Source organism: Rhizobium sp. BE258, from assembly GCF_031457345.1.
GTDB lineage: Bacteria > Pseudomonadota > Alphaproteobacteria > Rhizobiales > Rhizobiaceae > Rhizobium.
In genome coordinates this window covers 192784-210975 of sequence record NZ_JAVDWL010000009.1, presented here as the reverse complement: position 1 = coordinate 210975, position 18192 = coordinate 192784, and the positions used below count along the sequence as shown (strand labels likewise).

11 protein-coding genes are annotated in these 18192 nt (G+C 63.2%); 7 read left to right on the top strand and 4 right to left on the bottom strand.

The window, feature by feature from the left end; genetic code table 11:
* Positions 1 to 39 precede the first annotated feature (39 nt).
* Positions 40 to 2352, bottom strand: a complete 2313-nt coding sequence (locus J2X43_RS27485; RefSeq protein WP_112539269.1) for an NADP-dependent malic enzyme — start codon at positions 2350 to 2352, stop codon at positions 40 to 42.
* Positions 2353 to 2565: 213 nt separating this feature from the next.
* On the opposite strand from J2X43_RS27485, the gene J2X43_RS27480 reads away from it, so the two are divergent.
* Together J2X43_RS27480 and J2X43_RS27475 are read left to right on the top strand one after the other, a co-directional pair.
* A complete protein-coding gene (locus J2X43_RS27480) occupies positions 2566 to 3369 on the top strand; it encodes a UDP-2,3-diacylglucosamine diphosphatase (RefSeq protein ID WP_112387475.1) in 804 nt (267 codons plus the stop codon).
* 150 nt (positions 3370 to 3519) lie between these two features.
* The gene (locus tag J2X43_RS27475) at positions 3520 to 4740 is read left to right on the top strand and encodes an MFS transporter (protein ID WP_310300131.1); all 1221 of its coding nucleotides are present in this window, start codon (positions 3520 to 3522) and stop codon (positions 4738 to 4740) included.
* Here J2X43_RS27475 and dgcA read toward each other — a convergent pair.
* On the bottom strand, positions 4692 to 5675 hold the full coding sequence (gene dgcA / locus J2X43_RS27470) for an N-acetyl-D-Glu racemase DgcA (RefSeq protein ID WP_310300128.1): 984 nt from the start codon (positions 5673 to 5675) through the stop codon (positions 4692 to 4694). The two genes, J2X43_RS27475 and dgcA, sit on opposite strands and share 49 nt — an antisense overlap.
* 83 nt (positions 5676 to 5758) lie before the next feature.
* Here dgcA and J2X43_RS27465 point away from each other — a divergent pair, with 83 nt between their 5' ends.
* The 5 genes from J2X43_RS27465 to J2X43_RS27445 all read left to right on the top strand — a co-directional run bounded on the left by J2X43_RS27465 (position 5759) and on the right by J2X43_RS27445 (position 10578).
* Positions 5759 to 6940, top strand: coding sequence for an ABC transporter permease (locus tag J2X43_RS27465; protein WP_405049649.1), 1182 nt, complete (start codon positions 5759 to 5761; stop codon positions 6938 to 6940).
* A gap of 9 nt (positions 6941 to 6949) precedes the next feature.
* The gene (locus tag J2X43_RS27460; RefSeq protein ID WP_112387477.1) at positions 6950 to 7798 is read left to right on the top strand and encodes an ABC transporter ATP-binding protein; all 849 of its coding nucleotides are present in this window, start codon (positions 6950 to 6952) and stop codon (positions 7796 to 7798) included.
* Between the two features lie 9 nt (positions 7799 to 7807).
* Positions 7808 to 9178 (top strand): MlaD family protein, encoded by a 1371-nt coding sequence (locus tag J2X43_RS27455; RefSeq protein ID WP_112387216.1) that lies wholly within the window; start codon positions 7808 to 7810, stop codon positions 9176 to 9178.
* A 32-nt stretch (positions 9179 to 9210) separates the two neighbouring features.
* The gene (locus J2X43_RS27450) at positions 9211 to 9825 is read left to right on the top strand and encodes an ABC-type transport auxiliary lipoprotein family protein (protein ID WP_310300122.1); all 615 of its coding nucleotides are present in this window, start codon (positions 9211 to 9213) and stop codon (positions 9823 to 9825) included.
* 99 nt (positions 9826 to 9924) lie between these two features.
* Complete coding sequence (locus tag J2X43_RS27445) at positions 9925 to 10578, top strand: glutathione S-transferase family protein (RefSeq protein WP_310300118.1); 654 nt, start codon at positions 9925 to 9927, stop codon at positions 10576 to 10578.
* A gap of 3 nt (positions 10579 to 10581) precedes the next feature.
* On the opposite strand, the gene J2X43_RS27440 is transcribed toward J2X43_RS27445, so the two are convergent.
* Both J2X43_RS27440 and J2X43_RS27435 read right to left on the bottom strand, forming a co-directional pair.
* A complete protein-coding gene (locus tag J2X43_RS27440; RefSeq protein WP_310300115.1) occupies positions 10582 to 11445 on the bottom strand; it encodes a D-alanyl-D-alanine carboxypeptidase family protein in 864 nt (287 codons plus the stop codon).
* A 242-nt stretch (positions 11446 to 11687) separates the two neighbouring features.
* Entirely contained in the window at positions 11688 to 18080 is a 6393-nt protein-coding gene (locus J2X43_RS27435; RefSeq protein WP_310300113.1) for a hypothetical protein, read from the bottom strand.
* Positions 18081 to 18192: the final 112 nt, after the last annotated feature.

Here is an 18192-nt window from a genome sequence, read left to right as displayed (position 1 = left end):
ACGAAGGAATTCTAACGCATTTTTCCGATCTACGGCAAATCACGCCGGCTGCTGGGCCTCGACCACGGCGAGAGCCGCCATATTGACGACGCCGCGCGAGGTCACCGACGGTGCCAGGATGTGTGCCGGGAGCGCCGTGCCGAGCAGGATCGGGCCGACATGCAGGCCGTCGGTCATCGACTTGACGACGCCGAGCGTGATGTTGGCCGCATCGAGGTTCGGGAAGACCAGCAGGTTGGCTTCGCCGTGCAGCGTGGTGGAGGGCATGACGCGCTTGCGGATTTCGTCGGCGATTGCGCTCTCGCCATGCATTTCACCATCGACCTCGAGATCGGGCGCGGCGTCACGGATCAGCTGCAGGGCACCGCGCATCTTCGTGGCGCTTTCGCTTTCGCGCGAGCCGAAGTTGGAATGCGAGACGAGGGCGGCGCGCGGCGTGATGCCGAAGCGCTTGATTTCCTCGGCAGCCAGAACGGCGGATTCAGCCACTTCCTCGGCGCTCGGATTGAATGTCACGTAGGTGTCGGTGAAGAAGGTGGCGCCACGCTGCGAGATCAGCAGGCTGAGCGCTGAAAAATCGCGGACATCCTTGCGCTTGCCGATGATCTGGCGAACGTCGCGCAGGTGCTTCTCGTAACGGCCTTCGAGGCCGCAGATCAGCGCGTCTGCTTCGCCGCGGCGCAGCGCCAGCGCACCGATGACGGTGGTGTTGGTACGCACGATCGTGCGGGCCGCTTCCGGGATGACGCCCCGGCGGCCGACGAGCGACAGATAGAGATCGACATATTCGCGGAAACGCGGATCGTCTTCCGGATTGATGACGGCGAAGTCGGAGAGCGGGCGGATGCGCAGGCCGTAGCGTTGCAGGCGGGTCTCGATGACCTGCGGACGGCCGATCAGGATCGGTTCGGCAATGCCTTCTTCGATCAACACCTGGGCAGCGCGGAGTACGCGTTCGTCTTCACCTTCGGAGAAGATCACCCGCTTCTTTTCGGCAGCCTTGGCGGCCGTAAAGATCGGCTTCATGATGAAGCCGGAGCGGAAGACGAAGCGGTTCAGCTGGTCGAGATAGGCGTCGAAATCGGTGATCGGACGGCGTGCAACGCCGCTCTCGGCCGCTGCCTTCGCGACAGCAGGCGCGATGCGCAGGATCAGGCGCGGATCGAAGGGCGAGGGGATGAGGTAGTTCGGTCCGAAGATCGGGGTTTCGCCGGAATAGGCGCGGGCGGCGACATCGGACGGCTCTTCGCGGGCGAGGCCGGCGATGGCGCGGACGGCTGCCATCTTCATCGCTTCGTTGATCTCCTCGGCGCCGCAATCCAGCGCGCCGCGGAAGATGAAGGGGAAGCAGAGAACGTTGTTGACCTGGTTCGGGAAGTCCGAGCGTCCGGTGCAGATCATCGCGTCCGGCCGGGCGGCACGGGCGAGTTCCGGCATGATCTCCGGCGTCGGGTTGGCGAGCGCCATGATCAGCGGCTTTTCGGCCATCTGCTCGAGCAGTTCCGGCTTCAGGACGCCGGCAGCGGAGAGGCCGAGGAACACATCGGCGCCGCCGATGTTTTCGGCGAGCGTGCGGGTATCGCTCTTCTGCGCATAGACGGCTTTCCATTGGTCCATCAGCACGTTGCGGTCCTCGTAGACGAGGCCTTCGATGTCATGGACCCAGATGTTTTCGCGCTTCGCGCCGAGTTCGACGAGCAGATTGAGACAGGCGAGTGCAGCAGCACCGGCGCCAGACGTGACGATCTTGACGTTGCTGATCGACTTGCCGGCCAGTTCCAGGCCGTTAAGGATGGCGGCGGCGACGATGATCGCGGTGCCGTGCTGGTCGTCATGGAAGACGGGAATGCGCATCTTTGCGCGCAGCTGCTGTTCGATCTCGAAGCATTCCGGCGCCTTGATGTCTTCGAGGTTGATGCCGCCGAAGGTTGGCTCAAGCGAGGCGACGGTCGAGACCATCTGCTCGACGGTCGAGGCATCGACCTCGATATCGAAGACGTCGATATTGGCGAATTTCTTGAAGAGAACGGCCTTGCCTTCCATCACCGGCTTGGAGGCGAGAGGGCCGATATTGCCGAGGCCGAGAACGGCGGTTCCGTTGGAGATGACGGCGACCAGATTGGCGCGCGAGGTATAGTCGGCGGCCGTCTCCGGATCGTCACGGATCGCGAGACACGGCGCGGCGACACCGGGCGAATAGGCGAGCGCCAGATCGCGCTGGTTGCCAAGCGGCTTGGTCGCCTGAATTTCGAGTTTGCCGGGGCGGGGATAGCGGTGGAAGAACAGCGCCTGTTCGTCAAGAGTTCCACCTGTCAGGTTCTTCTCCGTCTTGGATTTGTCCTGATTATCCATTGCCTTCTCCAATACCGCAGTCATGTCGTTTGAAGCCTTCTCCATACAACAATCGGTGCGGCGGGACAGCGGGAATTTGAGGTTGAAAGCGGAAAACTCTCATGCCCGGGGCATGCGTCAAACAACCGCGCTGTCATCTTCCTGAAACACGAGTCTGATTTTGGAAGGCCAGATGAACGATGGGGCACGGGCAGGATGCCTGTGATGGATTACATGGATACGCGACACTTCCGTACGCTCTTCATTTCCGATGTGCATCTCGGTTCCAAGGCTGCCAAGGCCGACTTCCTGATCGACTTTCTGCGCCACCACGAGGCAGACACGATCGTCCTCGTCGGCGATATCGTCGATGGCTGGCGCCTGAAGCGCAGCTGGTACTGGCCGCAGGTCTGCAACGACGTCATCCAGAAACTGCTGCGCCAGGCGCGCAAGGGTACGCGCGTCGTCTACATTCCCGGTAATCACGACGAATTCCTCCGCGACTTCCCCGGCATGCATTTCGGCGGCATCGAAGTGGCCGAGCGAATGATGCACGAGGGCGCCGACGGCAAGAAATATCTGGTGCTGCATGGCGACGAATTCGACGTCGTCGTCCGCAATGCCCGCCTGCTCGCCTATCTCGGCGACTGGGCCTATGACATGGCGATCCGCATCAATATCGTTCTGGCCGCCATCCGCCGCCGCATGGGCATGCCTTACTGGTCGTTCTCGGCCTGGGCCAAGCTGCAGGTCAAGCATGCCGTCAACTTCATCGGCGAGTTCCAGCGCGTCGTCGCCGACGAGGCCCGCAAGTGCGGTGCCGATGGCGTCATCTGCGGCCATATCCACCATGCCGTCATCGAGGAGATGGACGGCGTGCGCTATATCAATACCGGCGACTGGGTCGAAAGCTGCACGGCGATTGCCGAGCATGAGGACGGCACTTTCGAACTGATCACCTGGAATGCGATCGCCAGCAGCGAGCCGGTGACTTTGAAGCTGACGCACCAGCCCGAGCGCGCGCCGCAGGCTGCCTGATTTTCAAACGGCCATATTGCAAGACATTTAGCCGTTGCCTCCGGGCAACGGCCCTATTTATTTTTTAAAACGTTTCAAATGGGCTATTTCTCGCCATAGTCGCCCCTAGGTTGATGTGTTAGGCAGCGCACAGTTTCCTGCAGGTCCACCATGATTCCCGCCCAGAATGCCTCTGTCGATGAGGGGGCTCCGCCGCGTTTCCGGCTGCTCAGCGCCCTGTCTTACTGCGCCCCGCTGATCGTCAACGGCGTCGCGCTTCCATTCTTCCCTGTCTGGCTTGCGGTTCACAAATTCACCGATCATGAGATCGGCGTCATCCTTGCCGTGCCGATGGTCGTACGCGTCCTCGTGGCGCCGGTTGTGGCGATGTATGCCGACCGGATGAAGGAGCGCGCCGATGTGCTCCTATGGTCTGGCGGACTGTCGCTGTTGACCGCGATCGCGCTTTACTGGACGACGAGCTTCTGGCCGGTGCTGATCGTCTACAGCGTCCAGGGCGCCACCTTTGCGCCCTATGTGCCGATCGTCGAATCAATCGTCATTTCGGGCGTCCGGCGCTGGGGGCTGGATTACGGATCGATGCGCGTCTGGGGATCGATCGCCTTCATCGTCTCGACGATGATCGGTGGCGAGATGATCGGCCTGTGGGGCGGCGATATGGTGCTGCCGGTCATGATCTTTGGCTTTGCGATGACCATGGCGATGGCGATCTATTGTCCGCGTATCGGACCGACGCGGCGGCGCAATACGCCCGTCGATCTGCAGCAGGCAACGGGCAGCTCGCTGCGTCAGCCGCATCTGCTGGTGCTGCTCTGGGGCGTGGCGATCCAGCAGTCCAGCCACGCGCTGCTTTATGCCTTCGCATCGATCTATTGGCATCAGCTCGGCTTTACCGGCACGCAGGTCGGTATTCTCTGGAGTGCCGGCGTGGCCTCCGAGGTGCTGGTGTTTTTCGTCTCGAAGCATCTCAGCCGCCGCTTCAATGCCTGGACGCTGATCCGCTTCGGCTGCGCCATGTGCATCTGCCGCTGGATCCTGTTCCCGATGCATTGGGACTTCGCCGGCTTCTTCTTCCTGCAATGTTTCCATTCCTGCACCTACGCCTTCGTTCATACGGGCGTGCAGCGGCGGATCGTGGCTTCGGTGCAGGCGACGCAGGAATCCTCGGCGCAGGGCGCCTATTTCTTCTACAACGGCATGTTCCTGGGCCTGATGACGCTCGCTTCAGGCTATCTGTATGCCTGGCTCGGCCTCGCCAGCTACTACGTCATGGCGCTCGTCGCGGCCATCGGCATGGCGCTGGTGTTCGTCGGCTATTACCTTCAGCCCCAGAGCTCTTTGTCCGGCGGGAAGACGAGGGAAGCCTCGTAGCGCAGGCCGGGCTCACGATCCCTGGCGAGCAGCAAAGGTCCGTCGAGATCGACGAATTCGGCATCCTGCGCCAGCAGCACCGCCGGCGCCATGGCGAGCGATGTGCCGACCATGCAGCCGAGCATGATCTGGAAGCCCAGCCGCTGCGCCTCGCGCTTCATCGCCAGTGCCTCCGTGAGACCGCCTGTCTTGTCGAGCTTGATGTTGATCGCGTCGTAGCGGTCGCGGAGGCTGGCGAGATCGCCGGTGTGATGAACGCTCTCGTCGGCGCAGACGATGACAGGCCGCCTGATCACCGCGAGCATTTCGTCCTTGCCGGCCGGTAGCGGCTGCTCGACGAGTGCGATGTTCATTTCGGCGGAGATCCGTAGGTGATGTTCGAGTGTCGCCTCCGGCCAGCCCTCATTGGCATCGAGAATGATAGCCGAGCTGGGGGCGGCGGCGCGAACGGCGCGGATACGGCTTTCGTCATCGCCGGTGCCGACTTTCACTTTCAACAGTGCCCGTCCGGCATGTTCCCGCGCCTGTGCCGCCATCACCTCGGGCTCGCCGAGCGATATCGTATACGCAGTCGTCAGCGGCCTTGCCGCCGCAAGGCCTATCGTGGCGGCGACGGTGGCACCGGTCAGCTTGGCCTCCAGATCCCAAAGGGCGCAATCGACGGCGTTGCGGGCAGCACCGGGCGCCATCGCCAACTGCAGGTCATCTCTTGAAATACCGGCCTCGATCAGCGGCCGTGCCGCTTCGATCTGTGCCTCGACACTTTCCATCGTCTCGCCATAGCGCCGATAGGGCACGCATTCGCCCCAACCGATTCTGCCATTTTCCCTCAGCGTGACGCTGATCACCTCCGCGGAGGTCTTTGCGCCGCGCGATATCGTGAAAGTGCCCGCGATCGGGAATGAATTCATTTGGATTTCGAGGGACCGTGGCATATTTGCAATCCTGAAAGCATGGAAATTCTGCGGGGCTTGAGTATATTAACCCGCCGGGCGCGCGAGATGTTCGCGAGTCGGCAATGTCGCTGCAAGCCCTGAAAGACACAAGCATTTTGAAGCCCGAGCCCAGCAAAGCCGCCTCACTCCACGTGGACGACCAAGCCAACGGCTCCGGGCGATTGGTGCGTCTCGAAGGCAATTGGCGCAGCGGCAACATCCACACCGTTCTCAAGGATTTCGAAGCGCTGTCTCGCGGTAACGGCGACCTGACGCTCGATCTTTCCGATGTCACCGATATCGATACTGCCGGTGTCTGGCTGCTGGTGCGGCTGAAGCTCGAAGAGGAGGCCGCCGGCCGCCAGGTGCATTTCGAGGGCACCAATCAGCACATCAACGAGATGATCGAGGAATTCTCGCAGCGGCCGGAAAAGCAGGAAGCCGAGCCCGCGAAGAAGCGATCGCTCGCTGAGAGGATTTTTGCGCCTATCGGCAAGATGGCCTACGATCTGTGGGATAATTTTGCGGCAGCGATGTATATTCTCGGTTCCGCGGTGCGCGGCGCGCAGATGAAGTTCGGCCGCGGTAGCGGCGTTTCGCCGGCCTCGATCGTCAACCAGATCGACCACATGGGCGTTCGGGCCGTGCCGATCATCCTGCTGATGTCGTTCCTGATCGGCGCGATCATCGCGCAGCAGGGCGCCTTCCAGCTTCGCTATTTCGGCGCCGAGGTCTTCGTCGTCGATCTCGTCGGCATTCTGCAGCTTCGTGAAATCGGCGTGCTCCTGACGGCGATCATGATCGCCGGCCGCTCGGGCAGCGCGATCACTGCTGAAATCGGCTCGATGAAGATGCGCGAAGAGGTTGATGCGCTGAAGGTCATGGGCCTCAATCCGGTCGGCGTGCTGATCTTTCCGCGTCTGGTGGCGCTGACTGTTGCACTGCCGCTGCTGACCGTGCTCGCCAATTTCGCATCGCTTCTTGGTGCCGCGACCGTTGCCTGGGCCTATTCCGGCATCACCTTCGCGACCTTCACGTCGCGCCTCCACGAGGCGGTGACGCTGTCCACCGTGCTTGCCGGGATGATCAAGGCGCCGTTCATGGCGCTGGTTATCGGCATTGTCGCCGCTGTCGAAGGGCTTAAGGTCGGCGGCAGTGCCGAATCGCTGGGCCAGCATGTGACGGCTGCGGTCGTTAAGGCGATTTTCGTTGTCATCCTCATGGACGGGCTTTTCGCCATCTTCTATGCGGCCATCAATTTCTAGGGTTTGAGCGTGAACGAGCAACAGACGGAAACGGGCGGAGAAAAGGAGCGTGACATCGTGCTTTCGGCGCGCGATGTCACGGTCGGATTCGGCTCGAAGATCGTCCTCGACAAGCTGAACCTCGATATCTACCGCGGCGAGATCCTCGGCTTCGTCGGCGCCTCCGGTACCGGCAAGTCGGTGCTGATGCGCACGATCCTGCGTCTCTTGCCGCGCCGTTCCGGCTCGATCGAGATCCTCGGGCAGAATTTCGACGAGCTGAACGAGAGCGAGCGCAATTCGCTCGACATGCGGCTCGGCGTTCTCTTCCAGCAGGGCGCGCTGTTCTCGTCGCTGACCGTCAAGGAAAACATCCAGGTTCCGATGCGCGAATATCTGGATCTGCCGAAGTCATTGATGGACGAGCTGGCGCATCTGAAGATCAAGCTGGTGGGTCTGGCGGCTGACGCTGCCGACAAATATCCGTCCGAACTCTCTGGTGGCATGATCAAGCGCGCGGCGCTTGCCCGCGCCTTGGCGCTCGATCCGGACCTCGTTTTTCTCGACGAGCCGACATCGGGTCTCGATCCGATCGGTGCCGCCGAATTCGACGATCTCATTGCCAGGCTGCGCGATACGCTGGGTCTCACCGTCTACATGGTGACCCACGACCTCGACAGCCTGTTTTCCGTCTGCGACCGTATTGCCGTGCTTGGAAAGAAGCGGGTAATGGTGGAAGGGACGATCGACGATATGCTGGCCTACGATGATCCGTGGGTTCAGTCCTATTTCAAGGGCAAGCGCGCACGCTCGATCGTGCCGCAGGAAGAGACCGCCGGCGCCTCGCGCGCGGGCAGTCACGACAGCCGCGGGAAGTGACCGGAGACGATGGAAACCAAAGCGAACTATACGATTGTCGGCATCTTCACCGTTCTGGTGATCGCAGCGGCGTTCGGCTTCGTCTACTGGATGGCGGAATATGGCCGCAGCGGCCCGATGGCCGAGCTTGTCGTGCGTATTCCGGGGTCGGCAAACGGTCTCAGCGTCGGTTCGCCGGTGCGCTTCAACGGTATTCAGGTCGGCTCGGTGAAGTCGCTGTCGATCGATGCCGACGATCCGCAATATTCACTGGCCTTCACCGAGGTGCGCGTCGATGCGCCGATCTACCCGTCCACCAAGGCGATCCTTGAAATCCAGGGTCTGACCGGTGCTGCCTATATCGAAATGTCGGGCGGCAAGGTGGGTGAAGAGAACATTCTCCAGAAGTCGATCGATTCAGGCAAGCGGGCGGTGATCGTCGCCGACCAGTCGAGCGTGACCAACCTGCTCGCCACTGCCGACAAGATCCTCGACCGCGCCAATGACGCCGTCGGCCAGGTTCAGGGCTTCGTGCAGGATGCGCGCGGGCCGCTGACCAAGACGTTGCAGAATGCCGAGACCTTCTCCGATGCGCTTGCCAAGAATTCCGGCAATATCGACAGCTTCCTGCAGAGTGTGGGTCAGCTTTCCGAGACCGTTCGCAACGTTTCCGGCAAGGTGGATTCGACACTGGCTGCCGTCGAGGCGCTGGTGAAGGCCGTCGATGCAAAGAAGATCGATACGATCCTTGCCAATGCCGAGAAGGTCAGCAAGGACATTGCCGATGCCTCTGGCGGTCTGAAGGGCGCGATCGACAAGTTCGACCAGACGGCAACGACCTTCAACGATGTCGGCAAGAAGGCGCAGTCGGCACTTGATCGGGTCGATACGCTGGTGGCGCAAATCGACCCGCAGAAACTGAAGGGCTCGGTCGACGATATCTCGCAGGCGACCAAGGACGCACGCGTTGCCGTCGCCTCAATCCGCGATGTGGCCAATACCGTCTCGTCGCATCAGAAGGACATCAACCAGACGATCCAGGACGTCTCGCAGATGGCGAACAAGCTGAACTCGGCTTCGACGCGCGTCGACGGCATCCTGATCAAGCTCGACGCGCTGCTCGGCACCGACAATTCGCAGTCGCTGTTTGCCGAAGCGCGCGACACGTTGGAATCCTTCAAGAAGGTTGCCGACAATCTGAACGCCCGTATCGGGCCGATCGCCGACAATCTGCAGAAGTTCTCGAGCGGCGGGCTGCGCGACGTGCAGTCGCTGGTCAACGATACGCGCAACACGGTGCAGAACCTCAACGACGCGATCAGCAATTTCGACAGAAACCCGCAGCGCCTGATCTTCGGTGGCGATACGGTCAAACAGACCGACGGCCGCTCGCGCCGTTGATTTCGATATGAGAAAAGCAGGGGAAGCATAATATGGCCGTATCGCATCTGTTGGCGCGCCGTTCATTGCTGGCGAGAGCAGCCTTGACGCTGCCGCTGGTGGCGCTGACCCTTGCCGGTTGCGGCACGGGCGCCAAGAACGACACCTACGATCTGTCGGCGGCCGCCGGCAGCGGTGCCGGTCCGGCCGCCAAGCGCAGCCAGATCCTTGTGCCGGAGCCAACGGCGCTGGCAGCGCTGAACAGCGAGCAGATCGTCGTTCGCGTATCACCGTCTGAGATCCAGTATCTGGCCCGCTCGCAATGGAGCGACAAGCTGCCCCGCATGGTGCAGTCGAAGCTGGTCGAGGCCTATGAAAACTCCGGCAAGTTCGGTGGTGTCGGCAAGCCCGGCCAGGGACTGGCGATCGACTATCAGGTCGTGACAGATATCCGCGCCTTCGAGATCGATAGCAGCAAGGGCAGCCAGGCGGTGGTCGAGATCTCTGCGAAGATCCTCAACGATCGCAACGGCACGGTGCGCGCCCAGAAGGTGTTCCGGGCTGCTGCTCCGGCTGGAGGTGCAGCCGAGGGCATGATTAAGTCGCTCGACCGGTCCTTCTCGGCAGTAACAACCGAGATCGTCGACTGGACGCTGCAGTCGATCTGATACCGGAGACCGGCGGGCGAGCGAGAAAAATCACCTGCCGGTGTCGGAACATGAAGTGCCGGGACGTCCTTTGCTAAGGATATAGCAAGGAGACAGAGAATGACCGGCCTCGTCCTCACCACTTTCGATTGGGTTCCCGATCTGCCGCGCGGCTATGTGCGCGATATCCGCGTACGCTGGGCGCTGGAGGAGGCGGGATTGCCTTACCGCGTCGCGGGCATACCCTTTGCAAAGCGCGATGCGCAGCATTTCGCGCATCAGCCATTCGGCCAGGTGCCGTGGCTGACCGATGGCGATCTCTCGATCTTCGAAAGCGGCGCGATCCTGCTGCATCTCGACAGCAAGAGCGAAGCGCTGATGCCAGGTGACGCGAAGGGCCGCAGTGAGGCGCTGGAATGGCTGTTTGCGGCGCTCAATTCCGTCGAGGCGGCAAGCCTGCCCTGGACGATCATGATCTTCTCCGGGCAGGACGGCGATACGCCGGCCTGGAAAAGCCTGGATTCCTTCCTGAAGGCCAGACTGAAGCATATGGAGCCGGTGCTTGCCGCGCGCGAATGGCTGGCCGGGCAGTTTTCCGTCGCCGATATCCTGATGGCGGATGTGCTGCGCCTCGTCGATCGTTTCGACGGGCTGTCGGCCTTTCCGGCCTGCCGCGCCTATGTCAAGCGCGCGACGGCGCGGCCGGCTTTTGCGAAGGCCCATGCGGACCAGCTCGCACATTTCGCGGCTGCCGATGTGAAGCAGCCGGCGTAGCGATCAGTTCTCGGGAACGGCGGCGGTGGCTGCCGCCGGATCGGCCGAGGCTGTCGCCGCGACGGGAGCGCCGATCAATGCAGCGTCCAGCATGGCGGCCATCTTGTCGTCGCGGATCGCTGCGGTCTTTTCGCCCATGACAACGCCGACGACGTGGCGGCCGTCCTTGTTGACCGAGGTCACGACGTTATAGCCGGATGCATCCGTGTAGCCGGTCTTGATGCCATCGGCGCCCTGGTAGCGATACATGACGTTGTTGTGGCCGCGCAGCTTCATGCCGCGGAACTGGAAGCCGCGCATGGAGAACATCTTGAACTCTTCCGGATAGTCGCGGATCAGCGCGGCGCCGAGCGTCGCCATGTCGCGCGCCGTCGTCATCTGTTCCGGATCGGGCAGGCCGGACGGGTTCTTGAAGGTGGTGTTGGTCATGCCGAGCTGGTGCGCCTTGGCGGTCATCAGCTTGCCGAAGGCATCTTCCGAACCGCCGAGCTGTTCGGCGATCGCCACAGCCGCATCATTCGCGGAGAGAACGATGATGCCCTCGACGGCTTCGCGGACGGTAACCTTGCGGCCGGCGCCGACGGCGAGCTTGAAGGGCTCCTTGCTCTCGGCATTCTCGGACATGGTGAGCTTCTGATCCCAGCCGAGGCGGCCGGCATGCATGGCTTCGAATGCCAGGTAGAGCGTCATCATCTTGGTCAGAGACGCCGGATAGTTCAGCTCGTCCTGATTGGCGCTTGCCAGCACCTGGCCCGTCTGCGCGTCGATCAGGAAACTCGCCTGTCCGGCCGAGGATGTGGAGGAGAGGCCGAGGAACAGGGAAGCGGAGAACGCTGCGGAGAGAAGCAGCGGCATGGTCTTTGGCATCGAATGTGGTCTCTTCAAAAACGGCGGCAGCGCGTTGGCAACCTGAATAGGGTCGTGACGGAGTGACGTTGTCTGACCACCGGATTGAGCAAATCTACGGCATTATGACAAGCGTGTCTTGCTTATAAGCCCGGATTTGCGGCGGCCGTTTGTCTCACTTTGCCGTGAGGCGCTTCATGCCGAATGAAAAAGGGCCGCTGGTGAAGCGGCCCTTTGTGTAGCGAAGTCCGGGTTTTCTTCTGTTAGGTCAGGCGGCCCGCGGCGTGGGCCAGCATGGTGTAGACCTTGCCGGTATCCGACGTCAGATAGGATTGGGTGATCGTCCGGTCGCGGTCGCTGCGGGCAACGTCGGCAAGCAGCTTTTCGAAGTCGGCGATGTAGCGATCGACGGCGGTGCGGAATTCCGGCTCGCGGTCATACTTGCGCTTGATCTCGTCGAAGGTCTGTTGGCCCTTCAGCGTATAGAGGCGGCGGGTGAAGACGTCGCGCTCGCCACGCTGGTAACGGCGCCAGAGATCGACCGAGGCGTCGTGATCGATGGCGCGGGCGATATCGACCGAGAGCGAGTTGAGCGACTCGACGACGTGGCGCGGATTGCGGCTGTCGGCGGCGCGCTGCTGTGCCGGAGCGGCTGCTTCGGCGCGCGGTGCTGCCGAACGGGCAGGCGCTTCCTCGGCATCTTCGTCACGCGAGGCGCCACGCAGCAGATCGCTGATCCAGCCACCGGATTCCTGGCGCGCTGGTGTTGCGGCTACGGGTGCGGGCGCAACGGGAGCAGCGCGCTGCGGCGCTGCCGCCGGTGCCGGAGCGATGGTGCCGCGAAGTGCGAAGCCATCTTCGATCTGGGGACGGGGTGCCGGAGCTGCGACAGGCTGAGGGGCCGGCTGTGCAGCAACAACAGGTGCCGCAACAGGAGCCGGAGCAGGTGCTGGCGGAGCCTGACGAGGCGCGGGCGCCGGTGCCGGCTGTGCGGCACGCGGAGCCGGTTCGGAGACTTCGAACTGCTGCACCGAGCGGCCGACGATATGCGAGATATCCTGAAGCGCCTTGATCTGTTCGGCGACGGCACGGCGCATGGCGGCAGCGCTTTCCTTGGCTTCCTCGGGAAGATCGAAGGCACCGCGCTTCAGCTCGCTGCGGGTCATGTCGAGTTCCTTGCGGATATCGCCAGCCGAGCGGCGGATTTCTTCCGTCGCACCCGAGAAGCGGGCAACCGCCTCGTCGACGGCTTCGCGCAGCGATTCACGCAGCTGCTGGGCAGCGCCATCCGAGGCGCGGCCTGCTTCGCCGAGCATGCGCTCGACATCCGAGAGGGAGGCCGTGAGGCCACCGCGCAGGCGGTTCGACAGTTCGGCGGAGCGGCGTTCGGCATTGCCGAAGGTGCCGTCGATCGTGGCATTGGCTTCTTCGCCAGCCTTGACGATCGAGCTGCGCATGGCCTCGGCGGCTTCTTCGGCACGCTTCTCGGTGTCGGAGAGCACGCGGCCGATATCGGCGAAGGAGGACTGCACGCTCTGGCGCAGATTGCCGCTGACCTGATTGGAACGCTGTTCGGCTCGCTCGAAGGCGCCTTCGACCATGGTGCCAAGCGCACGCATCGTCTTTTCGATTTCTTCCGAACGCTGCACGAGGCCGATCGACAGGCTCTGGAGAGCGCCTTCGCGCTCTTCGAGCGTCGAAACGAGGTTCGACTGAGCGGCACCCAGCAGACCGGAGGCCTGCGTCAGAACCTTGGAGTGTTCGTCGAAGCGGCCGATGATCGAGCCGACCTGGGCGAGCGTCTGGCCGGAGATATCCGACAGGCGATCGACCTTGCCTTCGAGAAGGCGGGTGGAGGCGGAGACCATTTCGGCAGCCTTGGCAGCCGAGTCCGTGAAGCGCGAAGTCGTGTCGCCGAGGCGGCCGTCGACATCGGTCAGATCCTGGGCGGCGCGGTTCATCATCAGGGCCATCGAGGCGCTGTTATCAGAGAGGCGCTCGATCAGCGAATTGACGTTGGCAAGCAGGCTGGTCTCGATGGCGTTGACGGCCGTCGAGGCGCTTTCCGTGCGAGCGGCAATGGCGTTGGCGAGAGCGGCATTTTCGGCACGCAGGCGATCGGCGCTCTGCTCGGCGGCAGCGGCGATGCGGGCAGCGGCCTCGTGGCCGGTCTCGGCATAGCGCTCGATCATCGGGCGGGCGGTCTCGTCGATGAGGCGCGACAGCTCGGAGGAGCGGCCGGCCAGCATCGAGTTCAGTTCGCGGGTGCGTTCGTCGAGCGTTGCGCGGATCGAGGTGCCGCGGGCTTCGAGAGCCCTCTCGACGTCGGTCAGCGATGCATCGATTTCGCGGGCACGATCTTCCAGACCGGTGCGGATCGCTGTGCTGCGGGCTTCGAGCGCACGGTCGACATTCGACATGGTGCTGGCGATGCCTTCGCTGGCGCTGGTGATCGTCGTGCGGATGGCGTCGCCGCGGGTCTCGAGCGACGACTGTGCCTCGGAGAGAGCCTGCGAGATGGCGTTGACCTGGCCGCTGACCAGCGTCTCGGCTTCGGCAACCTTGTTGACGATGGCGTTGCCGGCTTCGGAGAAGGTCTGGGCGACCGCAGCGGCCTGGCCTGCGAGGCGGTTCTGCGCCTCGGAAACGCGGCCGACGATCTGCTCGGAACGCTCGTCCATGGAGCGGGCGAACTCGCCGGTCTTGTTGTCAAGCGTTTCCGTGAACTGCTGGCCAGTGCGGCCCATCAGGTCGGCGGTGCGCTGTGCTTCGGCATCCATGCCCTGGGCGGCATCGGCAACGGCGTTGCGCAGCGTCGAGGCGAGGCCGGCAGCCTTGCCTTCGATCGTCTGGTTGACGGCTTCGAGACCCATGGTCAGCGCCCGGTCCATGGTGGACAGGCGTTCGCCGAGACGTTCGCCGCCGCGGTCCATGGTGTCGCCGAGATTGGCGGTGCGCTCGTCGATCGACGACGAAAGCGTCGCCGTGCGCTCATCGAGCGAGGTGGCGAGGCGGTTGGTGCGATCGTCAAGCGAGGAGGCAAGACGCGCGGTGCGCTCGTCCAAGGCTGCGGTCAGACTGGCCGAGCTGCTTTCGATCGACGACGTCAGCTGCGATGCGCGGCCGTCGAGGCTCGACGTAAGACCTGCGGCCTGTGCATCGATCGACGCGGAAAGGCTGCGTGCGCGCTCATCGAGCGTGGCTGCAAGATTGGCGGTGCGCTCGTCGATTGCGCCAGACAGCGTGTCGCTGGTGCTTTCGAGAACGGTGGTGACGCGCAGGGCGGCGTCGTCGCCGAGTTCGCGGAGCTGGTTGATGCTGTCGGAGAGCGTCTCCGAGAGGCGCGTACCGGCGGCATCGACCTGTTCGGCAACACCACCGACGCCATCGCGGATGCGGTTTTCGAGCGCCGAGAGGCCGGCTTCGACGCGCGAGCCGGTTTCGGAGAAGCGTTCCGTCATGCTGCCGACCGACTGGTCGAGATGGGTGGAGAAGGTTTCAGCCGAGCGCGAGATCTCGTCGGCTGCTCCCTGGAAGCGTCCGGCGATCTGGCCCGCGCCATCGCGCAGGCGTTCGTCGAGGGCGCGTGCGCTGTTGTCGATGGTCTGGCGCAGCGAAGCTTCGTGATCTTCGAGCGACATTTCCAGCATGCTGGCGCTGGCGGCGACAGAGGCGCTGATCGTCGTTGCCTGCTCCGACAGCGTATCGCTGATCTGCGCATGGGCTTCGCCGAGCGCCAGGCTGATGGCGTTAGTGCGGTCTTCGAGGGTCGAGCGGATGCGGTCATGCGCCGATGCCAGACCACCCTCGATGCGGTCGGCGGCCTCGCCGGTCAATGTCCGCAGGCGCTGCGCAGCATCGCCGGTGACGGCTTCGATGCGATCGGCAGCTTCTCCCGTCAGCGACTGCATGCGGGCAGCGGCATCACCGGTAACGGCCTCGATACGATCGGCGGCTTCGCCGGTCAGCGTCTGCAGGCGCGCGGCTGCATCGCCGGTGACGGTCTCGATACGGTCACTGTTGCTCGACAGCGAAGAGTGCAGGGCGGCCGCGTGGTCGCTCAGCGAGCGTTCGAGGCGTTCCTGGCTGTCGATATAGGCGCTGCGGATGGCTTCCGACTTGTCGGCGAAGGCGCCGGCAACGCGGGCTTCGGCGCCGGCAACCGTGTCCAGCATGGCATTGGCGCGGGCTTCCAGGGCGCTGTCGAAACGGCTCTGGCTGTCATCCAACGAAATCGCCATTGCCATCGTCTTCTCGTCGAGCGAGTCCGACAGACGGTCATGATGACCTGCCATGGCATCGACGAGCGCATTGCTGCGTTCGGACATGGTGTTCTCAAAGCGCTCCTGAGCGGAGTCGAGCGAGATGGCGAGAGCCATTGTGCGTTCGTCGAGAGCGTCGGCAACACGATCGTGGTGACCGGAGAGCGTGCTTTCCAGAGCGTTGGCGCGTTCGGCCATGGCGCTGTCGATGCGTTCATGGGCGGAATCGAGGGCCGTGGTGATCGCTGCGGCGCGCTCGGAGATGACGGTGTTCAGGTCGTCGGCGCGGCCGAAGGCCGAGGTGATCTGCTCGGTGCCCGAGGAGACCGCTGCCGTCAGTTCCGATGTCGTCGACAGCAGCGTGTCGCGGAATTCGGTCGAGCGGGCCTTAAGGTTGTTGTGCAGTTCCGAGGTGCCCGCTGCCAGTGCCAGCGAGATTTCGCCGGTGGCGTTGTGGAGGGCAGACGACAGGGCTGCTGTACGGTCGGCAAGGCCGGCATGCAGCTCGGACGTGCCGGTGGCCAGCGCGTTGGTGATCTCGCCGGTAGCGCCCTGCAGCGCTGCGGAGAATTCACCGGTGCGGCCTGCGAGGCTGCCGTGGAAATCGGCCATGCCTGCTGCCAGCGCTTCGTTGACTTCACCAGAGGCGCTCTTCAGCGTCTGGTTGATTTCCTTGGTGCGGGCGGCCAGCGCTTCGGAAATCTCATCGACCTTGCTGCCGAGCGAGCTTTCGAGAACTTCCTGGCCGGTGCCAAATGCCGTTGCCAGCGCGAAGGACTGGTCGGTCAGCGATGCGCCGAGACGCTCGATGCTCGAGGTCAGGATGCCATCCAGCGATTCCGAACCGCCAGCCAGCGTTTCGTTGATGCGGGCAAGGCTTTCCATCAGTTTGGTGTCGAGAGAACCTGCGCGTTTGTCGAAGGCGGTGGCGAATTCGGCGACGCGCTCGTCGAAAGCGGTGGACATCTGCGCGACCGTGCTCTGCAGGCGCTCTTCGAAGAAGCCCGAACGCAGGTCGAGATCCATGATCGCGTCGTCGGCGCTGGACTGCAGGCTCTGGCGGAAGCTCTGGCCACGCTCGTCGAGAGCGCTGTTAAGCTTGGCAAGCACGCCATCCAGCGAGCCGGTGATCTCACGTTCGCTGCCCGTCAGCGTCTCGTTGATCTCGCGGGTGCGGGCAATCAGGATTTCGTTCAGCTGGCGGGCGCGGTCGTTGAGCGCCGCGTTCAGCTTCTCGGCGCTGCTGTCCATGGTGGAAGCGCGCGTCTCGAACTGGCTGAGCAGGTGCTCACCGCGTTCGCTGAGGCTGGATGTCAACGTGTCCAGGCGGGTGTCGAATTCATGGGCCAGCGCAAAGCCCGACGAGGTCAGGGTCTGCAGCAGGGAATCGGTCTTGGCGGCCAGCAGCGAGCCAAGCGACTGGATGGCGGCTTCCGACTTTTCGGTCAGCGTCGCGGCGCGCGTGTCGATCATCGAGGCGAAGGCTTCGCCTGAAGTCGAGAGGCGGACGGCGATTTCTTCCGTCGCCAGCGACAGGTCTTCCTTCAGCTGGTCGTGAACACCGACGATCGAGCTGCGAATGCGCTCGGCGTGATTGACGATCGCTTCGCGTTCGGAGCCGAGTTCGTGGACGAGGCCGCGCACGCGCAGTTCGTTATCGGCGTAGCTGCGCTCAAGCGCGTTGACCTCGGAATGAACGAGGGTTTCCAGCTCAGAGGCGCGCGCAATGGTGCGCTCGATGCCTTCGTTCATGGCGGAGACTTCGCGGCGCACGGCCTGACCGACGGTCATGATGCGCTCGGAGGCGATCGTCTCAGGTTCGGAGAGGCGCAGGGCGACTTCTGCCATGGAGCGGGCGGCATTGCGCATGTCCTGGGCACGCGAAATCATGATCGCGAAAGCGTAGAACAGCAGTACGGGCACGATGATGCCGACGATGCCGGCGATCACGCCAGGCAGGCCGACCAGATCGGCGACGGAACGGATCTGCCAGATCTGAGGCGAATAGAGCAGGGACATCAGACCGATGCCGCCGACAATCCAGATCAGCGAAAACAGGGTGGCGTTGCGCACGGCGACGCGCGTCGAGCTGCCGTCGAGCGACTTCAGAAGCGAAGCGGGCGTGTTGCGATTGGCATCGTTTGCCGGGGCAAAGGCCGGAGCGCGGGGTGCCTGCGGCTCTGCAGCCTTTGAGCGGCCGCGGCGGCGCTGGCTGTCGTCCTGGTCCTGCTGATTACGCGCAGATGGGTTCTCAGACACATTGGCCTCCGGGGCGTCGGGCGTTTTGCCGCTGCGAGACGGCGCTTTCTGCTGGCTGAAATCGATCTGGAGCGCCTCGTCCAATGCCTTGAACGCCTTGTCCTCGATCGACTCGTTGTACTTGTTGTTCGCCATTCCGTTACGCCTCGTTACATCTCAGCCGGTTCAGCCGCTGGTCCGGACATCGCCGCGTCCGGACGTCAACCTTTTGCCTCTGACCTTCCCATCCAAGACGACGGACGGATAA